Source organism: Streptomyces sp. ATLC9 (genome assembly GCF_057196705.1).
This window is the reverse complement of sequence record NZ_JBXUOY010000230.1, coordinates 1-8,265: the sequence shown is the minus strand read 5'-3', so window position 1 is coordinate 8,265 and position 8,265 is coordinate 1. Positions and strand designations below refer to the sequence as shown.

9 protein-coding genes, 1 pseudogene and 1 riboswitch are annotated in these 8,265 nt (G+C 75.6%); of the genes and pseudogenes, 5 read left to right on the top strand and 5 right to left on the bottom strand.

Annotation, left to right across the window (positions count from 1 at the left end; all coding sequences use genetic code 11):
* The 4 genes from AC2CJA_RS20665 to thiO all read right to left on the bottom strand — a co-directional run.
* Positions 1–968, bottom strand: a 968-nt coding sequence (locus AC2CJA_RS20665) for a protein kinase domain-containing protein (RefSeq protein ID WP_484604173.1), incomplete at its 3' end; no start/stop codon positions are given.
* A 95-nt stretch (positions 969–1,063) separates the two neighbouring features.
* Positions 1,064–1,861 (bottom strand): thiazole synthase, encoded by a 798-nt coding sequence (locus tag AC2CJA_RS20660; RefSeq protein ID WP_484604172.1) that lies wholly within the window; start codon positions 1,859–1,861, stop codon positions 1,064–1,066.
* 7 nt (positions 1,862–1,868) lie between these two features.
* On the bottom strand, positions 1,869–2,102 hold the full coding sequence (gene thiS / locus AC2CJA_RS20655) for a sulfur carrier protein ThiS (RefSeq protein WP_484604171.1): 234 nt from the start codon (positions 2,100–2,102) through the stop codon (positions 1,869–1,871).
* The gene (thiO, locus tag AC2CJA_RS20650; protein ID WP_484604170.1) at positions 2,099–3,244 is read right to left on the bottom strand and encodes a glycine oxidase ThiO; all 1,146 of its coding nucleotides are present in this window, start codon (positions 3,242–3,244) and stop codon (positions 2,099–2,101) included. The genes thiS and thiO overlap by 4 nt, the downstream gene beginning before the upstream one ends.
* A gap of 13 nt (positions 3,245–3,257) precedes the next feature.
* A riboswitch (TPP riboswitch) is annotated at positions 3,258–3,345 on the bottom strand.
* Positions 3,346–3,536: 191 nt separating this feature from the next.
* Between thiO and AC2CJA_RS20645 the strand changes: the two genes are divergently transcribed.
* The 5 genes from AC2CJA_RS20645 (at position 3,537) to AC2CJA_RS20625 (ending at position 7,934) form a co-directional block, all read left to right on the top strand.
* Entirely contained in the window at positions 3,537–4,787 is a 1,251-nt protein-coding gene (locus AC2CJA_RS20645; protein WP_484604169.1) for an NAD(P)/FAD-dependent oxidoreductase, read from the top strand.
* 33 nt (positions 4,788–4,820) lie between these two features.
* Entirely contained in the window at positions 4,821–5,186 is a 366-nt protein-coding gene (locus tag AC2CJA_RS20640) for an Rv2175c family DNA-binding protein (RefSeq protein ID WP_484604168.1), read from the top strand.
* Between the two features lie 150 nt (positions 5,187–5,336).
* Positions 5,337–5,984, top strand: coding sequence for a thiamine phosphate synthase (gene thiE / locus AC2CJA_RS20635; RefSeq protein WP_484604167.1), 648 nt, complete (start codon positions 5,337–5,339; stop codon positions 5,982–5,984).
* Positions 5,985–6,094: 110 nt separating this feature from the next.
* Positions 6,095–7,012, top strand: a complete 918-nt coding sequence (gene metF, locus AC2CJA_RS20630; protein WP_484604166.1) for a methylenetetrahydrofolate reductase [NAD(P)H] — start codon at positions 6,095–6,097, stop codon at positions 7,010–7,012.
* Between the two features lie 22 nt (positions 7,013–7,034).
* Positions 7,035–7,934, top strand: a complete 900-nt coding sequence (locus AC2CJA_RS20625; RefSeq protein WP_484604165.1) for a hypothetical protein — start codon at positions 7,035–7,037, stop codon at positions 7,932–7,934.
* 25 nt (positions 7,935–7,959) lie between these two features.
* On the opposite strand, the pseudogene AC2CJA_RS20620 reads toward AC2CJA_RS20625, so the two are convergent.
* Positions 7,960–8,265: pseudogene (locus tag AC2CJA_RS20620) on the bottom strand (NAD(P)/FAD-dependent oxidoreductase); the annotation flags it as partial.

Sequence of the window (8,265 nt, the reverse complement as noted above, 5' to 3'; positions counted from 1 at the left end):
GCGCCCAGGTTAGTTTGATAAAACGCCCCCCCGCCGGGCCCGCCGCCCCCCCCCCCCCCGGCGGCGACGGGGGAACCGCCCCGGCCGGCGGCGGCCGGGGGCAGCGCGTCCAGCTGCTCGCCGGTCATCGCCTCCCGTACGGCCCCGACCTCGGCGAGCAGTTCCACGGCGTCGGCCGGCCGGCGCCCAAGGTCGCGTGCGGCGGTACGGGCCACCAGGTCGTCCAGGGCGGGGGCGAGGCCGGGCACGGCGGCCGAGGGGGCCGGGACGTCCTCCTGGAGGTGCTGGTAGAGCACCTGGGCCGGGGTGCCGCCGGCGTGCGGCTTGGAGCCGGTCAGCATCTCGTACAGCACCACGCCGCAGGCGTAGACGTCCGCACGGGCGTCGGCGGTGCCGTGCTCGATCTGCTCGGGCGCCAGATAGGAGACGGTGCCCAGCACCGAGCCGGTGGAGACGGAGGTCCGGGAGCCCACGGCCCGCACCAGGCCGAAGTCGGCGACCTTGACCCGCCCGTCGTCCCCTATCAGGACGTTCTCCGGCTTCACGTCGCGGTGCACCAGGCCGGCCAGGTGGGCGGCGCCCAGCGCGGCGAGCACGGCCTCCAGGATCTCCAGGGCGGCGCGCGGCTGGAGCGCCCCGCGCTCGCGCAGCACGTCGCGCAGCGTGCAGCCCCGCACGTACTCCATGGCCAGGTAGACGTAGCCGCCGTCCTCGCCCTGGTCGAAGACCCCCACCACGTTCGGGTGGGCCAGCCGGGCCGCGGACCTGGCCTCCCGGATGAACCGGTCGACGAACGAGGCGTCGGCCGCGAGGGAGGGGTGCATCACCTTCAGGGCGAGCACCCGGTCCAGCCGGGTGTCCACCGCCCGGTAGACCGTGGCCATGCCGCCGACGGCGATCCGCGCCTCCACGCGGTACCGGCCGTCGAGCACGTGCCCGATCAACGGGTCCCGGAGGGTCGTGTCCACGGCCCAGAGTCTACGATCCGCCGCCCGCACGGCCGACCGCACCGGGGCAGGCGCACCGGAGTGCGCCGCGGCATCGCGGCGCGGCCCGCGGACGCTCACCCGAAGGCCGGCCGCTCCGGGTCGAGGTCCGCCATCCCCTCCGCCGGCGAGGAGGCCAGCGCGAAGTGCCGCCGCGGGATCCGGCCCGCCCGGTACGCCAGCCGTCCCGCCTCCACCGCGTGCCGCATCGCCTCGGCCATCAGCACCGGCTCCTGGGCGCGGGTGACGGCGGAGGCCAGCATCACCGCCGCGCAGCCCAGCTCCATGGCCAGGGCCGCGTCCGAGGCGGTGCCCGCGCCCGCGTCCAGGACGACCGGGACGGACGCCCGCTCGGTGATCAACTGGAAGTTGTGCGGGTTGCGGATGCCCAGGCCGGAGCCGATGGGCGAGCCCAGCGGCATGATCGCCGCGCAGCCCACGTCCTCCAGCCGCCGCGCCAGCACCGGATCGTCACTGGTGTACGGCAGGACGGTGAAGCCGTCGTCGACCAGCGTCTCGGCGGCCTCCAGCAGCTCCACCGGATCGGGCAGCAGGGTGCGCTCGTCGGCGACGACCTCCAGCTTGATCCAGTCGGTGCCCAGCGCCTCGCGGGCCAGCCGGGCGGTGAGCACGGCCTCCCCGGCGGTGAAGCAGCCGGCGGTGTTGGGCAGCACGCGGATGCCGTGCCGCCTCAGCACCGACAGCACCGAGCCGGAGACGGTCGGGTCCAGGCGCCGCATCGCCACGGTGGTCAGCTCGGTACCCGAGGCCAGCAGCGCCCGCTCCAGCACGTCCAGGCTGGGCGCGCCGCCCGTGCCCATGATCAGCCGGGAGGCGAAGGAGGTGCCGGCGATGGTGAGGGTGTCGTCCGCCATGGCGCCGTCAGCCCCCCTGCACCGCGGTCAGGACCTCGACCCGGTCGCCGTCGCACAGCCGTGTCGCCGGCCACCGCCCGCGCGGCACGACGGTCTCGTTGACGGCCGCGGCGACGCCGGCCGGGGCGGTGGTCAGGGACGACACGACCGCGTCGAGGGCGAGACCGGCCGCGATCTCGCGCGGCTCGCCGTTGACGTGGACGGTGACGGTCGCGGCGGTACGGGGTGCGCCGGTGTTCACAGAGGACTCTCCTGAAGCGTGCGGTCGAAACGCCGGGGGGTGAACGGGCGTGCCTCCTCGGGGAGCTCGCCGGTGGTCAGGGCCTGGGCCAGGGCGTCGCCGGTGACCGGGGCGAGCAGCACCCCGTTGCGGTGGTGGCCGGTGGCCAGATGCAGGCCGGGCAGGGCGGTCGGGCCGAGCAGGGGGGCGTTGTCGGGGGAACAGGGGCGCAGGCCGGCGCGGGTCTCCACCAGCGGCAGCTCGGTGATGCCGGGCACCAGTTCGTGCGCGTCGCGCAGCAGCTCGTAGACGCCCCCGGCCGTCACGGTGGTGTCCCAGCCCCGCTCCTCACTGGTCGCGCCCAGCACCAGCTCGCCGTCGGCCCGGGGCACCAGGTAGACATGGCCGCCGCGCACCAGGGCCCGCACGGTGCGCGAGAGGAACGGGGCGTACGGGCCGGGGATCCGCAGCCGCAGGATCTGGCCCTTGACCGGGCGCACCGGCGGCAGGACCTCCTCGGGCACCCCCGCCAGCCGACCGCTTTCGCCGCCCGCCGCCAGCACCACCCGGTCGGCCCCGACCGCGGTGCCGTCGGCCAGCCGTGCCCCGGCCGCCCGGTCGCCGGACAGGGACAGCCGCTCGGCGCGCTGCCGCGCGAAGCGCACCCCGGCCCGCTCGCAGGCGGCCAGCAGCGCGGCCGTCAGCCTGCGCGGGTCGGTCTGGTGGTCGCCGTCCACGCGCAGCCCGCCGCGCACCCCGGGAGCGAGCATCGGCTCCAGGCGGCGGCACTCGCGGCCGGTCAGCCACGCCGACTCCAGCCCGCAGCGCCGGTGCAGCGCGTGCAGCTCCCGCAGATGCGCCCGGTCGTCGGCGTCCAGCGCGACGGCCAGTGTGCCGCAGGCGCGGTATCCGGTTCCCAGGCCCGAGGCCTCCTCCAGTTCGGCGGTGAAGGCCGGATAGCGGCGTGCCGAGGCCAGGTTGAGGGCGAGCAGGGACTCCTCGCCGTAGTGCAGCTCGGTGACCGCCGCCAGCATCCCGGCCGCCACCCGGGCGGCGCCGCCGCCCGGCGCCGGGTCGGCGACCGTGACCCGCGCCCCTCGCTGCGCGGTCCGCCAGGCGGTGACCAGCCCGATGACGCCACCGCCGATGATCAGCACGTGCATGAGCGCCGTGCCCCTCCCTTCGCCGGAATGACCCGGATCAGGTTCGTACGGTCGGAGGCCGCGCAAGCCTCCCTCTCAGCCCGGTGCGCCGGGCTCCCGCGCTCTTCCTCGTTCCGCTTCCGGTCCGCCGGAGTCCCCTCCCGCTCCCGGAACGACGCCCACCCTATCCGCGTGCCCGCCGGGGCTGAAGGGGAGCCCGGGCGCCGGCGGGCGCGGCGGCTGTGGCAGGGCTCTCACCGGGCCCTGCCGCGAGGCTGTCCCGGGGCCCGCTCCGACCTCCTACAGTGATCGCGTGAGTGTGCGAACCGAGCAGCAGAGCAGGCAGCGGGTCCTCGTCGTCGGCGCCGGGATGGCCGGGGTGCAGACCGCCGTGCAGCTGCGTGAGCAGGGCTGGCCCGGAGCGGTCGCCCTCGTCGGCGAGGAGCCCCACCGGCCGTACGACCGGCCGCCGCTGTCCAAGGCCGTGCTGCTGGGCAGGGCGGCCGGATCCGCCTTCGACGTCGACTTCCGGGCCCTGGAGGTGGACCTGCGCCTGGGCACGGCCGCCACCGGGCTGCGCACCGGCGACCGGGAGGCGGACACAGACGCCGGCCCGCTGCCCTACGACCACCTGGTCGTCGCCACCGGCGCCGCGCCGGTCCTCCTGCCCGGCGCCGGGGGCGTCCCCGGGGTGTACCCGCTGCGCACCCTCGACGACGCCGAGCGGCTGCGGCCGGTGCTCGCCGGGCGCCGGGAGGTGGTGGTCGTCGGAGCCGGCTGGATCGGCGCGGAGTTCGCCACCGCGGCCCGCGAGGCCGGCTGCCGGGTGACCGTGGTGGAGGCCGCCGGTCAGCCGCTGGCCGGTGCGCTGCCGCCGTCCGTGGCGGCCCGGATGCGCGTCTGGTACGAGGAGGCGGGCGCCGAACTGCGCACCGGGTGCGCCGTCACGGGCGTCGCCGCGGCCGGCACGCCGGAGAACCCGGTGTGCGAGGTGGAGCTGTCCGACGGCTCGGTGCTGACGGCGGGCGCGGTCGTCACCGGGATCGGCGCGCGCCCGGCCACTGGCTGGCTGGCGGGTTCCGGCCTGGCGCTGGGCGAGGACGGCTCGGTCCTCGCCGACGAGTACCTGCGCGCCTCCGCCCCCGGTGTCCGCGCAGTCGGGGACTGCGCCTCCTACCCGTCGGCCCGCTACGGCCGCCGCCTGCTGGTCCACCACTGGGACAACGCGCTCCAGGGGGCCCGCACGGTCGCCTCGGGCCTGGCCGCCGGGGAGGCCGAGACACCGCTGTACGACCCGGTGCCGTACTTCTGGTCCGAGCAGTTCGGCCGCTTCGTCCAGTACGCGGGCCACCACACCGGCGAGGACGAGATGCTGTGGCGCGGCGATCCGGCGGACGCGGCCTGGTCGGTGTGCTGGCTGCGCGGCGGTGTGCTGCGCGCCCTGCTGGCGGTGGGCCGTCCGCGGGACCTGACCCAGGGGCGGAAGCTGATCGAGCGCGGCACGGCCCTGGACCCGACGCGGGCCGCCGACCCGTCCGTCCCCCTGAAGAGCGCGGCCCGCTAGTGACTGTCGGTGGCAGATGGCAGGCTGGTTCCCGTGAACGAGATTGACGCGAAGACCGATGCTCTCGTCCCGGCCTGGCTGACTCTCCCCGACGTCGCCGAGAGGCTCGGCGTCGAGGTGACGCGCGTGCGGCAGCTGGTCAAGGAGGGGCAGCTCATCGCGGTGCGCCGCGGGGAGAACCGGGTGCTCCAGGTACCCGCCGACTTCATCGGCGAGGGCCGGGTGGTGAAGGGCCTGACGGGGACCATCACGCTGCTCAGGGACGACGGCTTCAGTGACGAGGAGATGCTGGAGTGGCTGTTCACGCCCGATGACACCCTGCCCGGCACCCCGGCGCGGGCCCTGCGCGAGAATCGCGGCACCGAGGTGAAGCGGCGCGCCCAGGCGCTGGCCGTCTGACGCCGGCCGTCCGAACGGCGCCTCACCGCGGACGACCCGGCCCGGCAGGGCCGGACGAGGCCGACCAACCGTATGACCGACCACCGGCGTGCGGATCCGGCGCCCGCCCGGGCGCCGGATCCGCACGCCTCGTTCCGGGGGGATTCCCGCATGGCAGCGACCGCACGCGAGCGGCTCGGCGACGCCCGCCTTTACCTGTGCACGGACGCGCGCCGGGAGCGCGGCGACCTGGCGGAGTTCCTGGACGCGGTGCTCTCCCGCGGCGTCGACATCGTGCAGCTGCGCGACAAGTCCCTGGAGGCCGCCGGGGAACTGGAGCACCTGGCCGTCCTCGCCGACGCCTGCCGCCGTCACGGGAAGCTGATGGCGGTCAACGACCGCGCCGACGTCGCCCACGCCGCGGGCCCGGACGTGCTGCATCTGGGGCAGGGCGACCTGCCGGTGCCGGCCGCCCGCGCGATCCTGGGCGACAAAGTCCTGATCGGCCGCTCCACCCACACCGAGGCCGAGGTGGACGCGGCGCTGGCCGAGCCGGGCGTGGACTACTTCTGCACCGGCCCCTGCTGGCCCACTCCCACCAAGCCCGGCCGCCCCGCCCCGGGGCTCTCCCTGGTGCGGTACGCCGCGCGGCTGCGGCCGGAGCGGCCCTGGTTCGCCATCGGCGGGATCGACGCCTCCAACCTGGACCAGGTGCTGGAGGCCGGGGCGCGGCGGGTCGTGGTGGTCCGCGCGATCACCGAGGCGGACGACCCGGGAGCCGCCGCCGCGGACCTCGCCGCGCGGCTGCGGTCGGTCTGAGGCCGCCCGCGGCCGGGACGGGTGTCCACCCATTGGACGGCAGACGGGTCAAACGGACATATGGCCCCGGAGATGCGGTGCGCGGCCGGGGCGCCGGTTAGCCTGCCGGTATGGCCCTCGGTACCCCTTCCACCAGGACGGACCGCGCGCGCACCGTCCGCGAGCTGCTCGCTTCCGGCGAGCGCTCGTACTCCTTCGAGTTCTACGCGCCCAGGACGGAGAAGGGCGAGCGCACCCTCTGGAACGCCATCCGCCGTGTCGAGGCCGTCGCCCCCACCTTCGTGTCGGTGACCTACGGCGCCGGAGGCTCCTCCCGGGAGGGCACCGTGCGCGCCACCGAGCGGATCGCCACCGAGACCACCCTCACCCCGGTCGCCCACCTCACCGCGGTGGACCACTCGGTGGCCGAGCTGCGCAACGTCATCGGCCAGTACGCGGACGCCGGCATCCGCAACATGTTCGCCGTCCGCGGCGACCCGCCCGGCGACCCCACTGGCGAGTGGGTACCGCATCCGCGGGGCATCACCTACGCCGCCGAGCTGGTCCGGCTCATCAAGGAGTCGGGGGACTTCTGCGTCGGGGTGGCCGCCTTCCCCGAGATGCACCCGCGCTCGCCCGACTGGGACAGCGACATCCGGTACTTCGTGGACAAGTGCCGGGCCGGCGCCGACTACGCCATCACGCAGATGTTCTTCCACGCGGACGACTACCTGCGGCTGCGCGACAAGGTGGCCGCCGCGGGTTGCGACGTCCCGATCATTCCGGAGATCATGCCCGTCACGAGCGTGCGGCAGATCGAGCGGTTCGCGAAGCTGAGCAACGCGGCCTTCCCCCCGGATCTGGCCGAGCGCATCCTCGCGGTGGAGCACGACCCGGCCGCTGTACGCTCTCTGGGAATCGAGTACGCCACGGAGCTGTGCGCGAGGCTGATGTCCGAGGGCGTCCCCGGACTCCACTTCATCACCCTCAACCACTCCACGGCGACTCTGGAGATCTACGAGAATCTGGGCCTGCACAGGCGGGGCTAGAAGACGGGGTGGGAGGACGCACATGGGGTGGACGCTCCTCTACATCGCGTTCGGTGTCGTCGCGGTCTGGCTGCTGGCCGAGGTGCTGCTGCAGTACAAGGCGAGGCTGCGCTGGCGGCTGCTTGCCTTCGGCGGGTTCACCCTGGTGGTCCTCGGGGTGGTGGTGATCCCCTCGGTGCCGGTGTCGCTGACGGTCATCTCGCTCGGCGGGGCGGCCTTCGCGGTCGGCCAGACCTTCGTCACCCTCTCCTACCGGCGCGGCTTCACCGCGGGCTGGGCGCTGGGCGGCATGCCCGGCACCAGCAGGCGCCGCCGCGAGGTGCGGCCCACGCCGCCCCAGGACGCCGAGCCGCACCTGGAGGTCTCCGGGCTGGAGGTCCATGAGCCGGCGGCCCCTCCCGCGTACAACCCGGAGCCGCTGCCCGACGACACCGGCGGTTACGGCGTCTACGAGCGGGACGCCCCCGCCTCCGGGCAGCCGGAGGAGCGGTACGAGGGGCAGGAGCGGTATGACGGGCAGGAGCGGTACGACGCCCACTCCGCCCCGTACGCGACCGGTGACTACACCGGCTACCCCGGCTACGACCAGGCCGGGCAGTACGCCGGCTCCTACGACCACGACCACGGCTACGGTACGGGCGACGGGCAGCAGCAGTACGCCGCCTACTCCGGCCCGTACGCCGACGCCTCCGACGCCTCCGGTGCCTCCTACGCCGACGGGTACGGCGCGGGCCACCCCGCCGACCCGTACGCGGGCCACACCCCGCCCGGCGGGGTGTGGGTGCCGCAGCAGCGCGGCTCCGAGCCGCAGCCCGGGCAGTACGGCGAGGACGGCGGGTACGGCGGGTACGGATACGGGGAGGGCGGGTACGACCCGGCCCCCGGAGCCGCCCACCCCCACGGAGAGCAGCCCCGCTACTGAGCCGGGTCCCGCCGGGCGGGTCCCGTCACCGGGAGCCGCGCCAGTCGTCCCCCTCGACGATCAGCCCGGCGGCCAGCGCCCCCGACATCCCGGCGTGTGCCAGCCCGCCTCCCGGATGGGCCGAACCGCCCACCCGGTACAGCCCGGCCGTACCCGTGGAATTGGCCGCACGCAGGAAGGCCCCGTCCGCCCCGGCCAGAGCGGGGGCGGGCACCGCGCCGCCGGGGGCCCCGGTCTCCCGCTCGGTGTCGGCGGGGGTGCGCACCTCGCGCCACAGCAGCCTCCCGCCCAGACCGAGCCCGGCCGCGTCCGCGGCGGCCAGCGCCTCGTC

Excerpts from the sequence above, each read along its gene's own strand:
- AC2CJA_RS20660 (WP_484604172.1), bottom strand. The coding sequence starts at position 1,861 with ATGGCGGACGACACCCTCACCATCGCCGGCACCTCCTTCGCCTCCCGG.
- thiO (WP_484604170.1), bottom strand. The coding sequence starts at position 3,244 with ATGCACGTGCTGATCATCGGCGGTGGCGTCATCGGGCTGGTCACCGCC.
- thiE (WP_484604167.1), top strand. The coding sequence starts at position 5,337 with ATGGCAGCGACCGCACGCGAGCGGCTCGGCGACGCCCGCCTTTACCTG.
- metF (WP_484604166.1), top strand. The coding sequence starts at position 6,095 with ATGGCCCTCGGTACCCCTTCCACCAGGACGGACCGCGCGCGCACCGTC.
- AC2CJA_RS20625 (WP_484604165.1), top strand. The coding sequence starts at position 7,035 with ATGGGGTGGACGCTCCTCTACATCGCGTTCGGTGTCGTCGCGGTCTGG.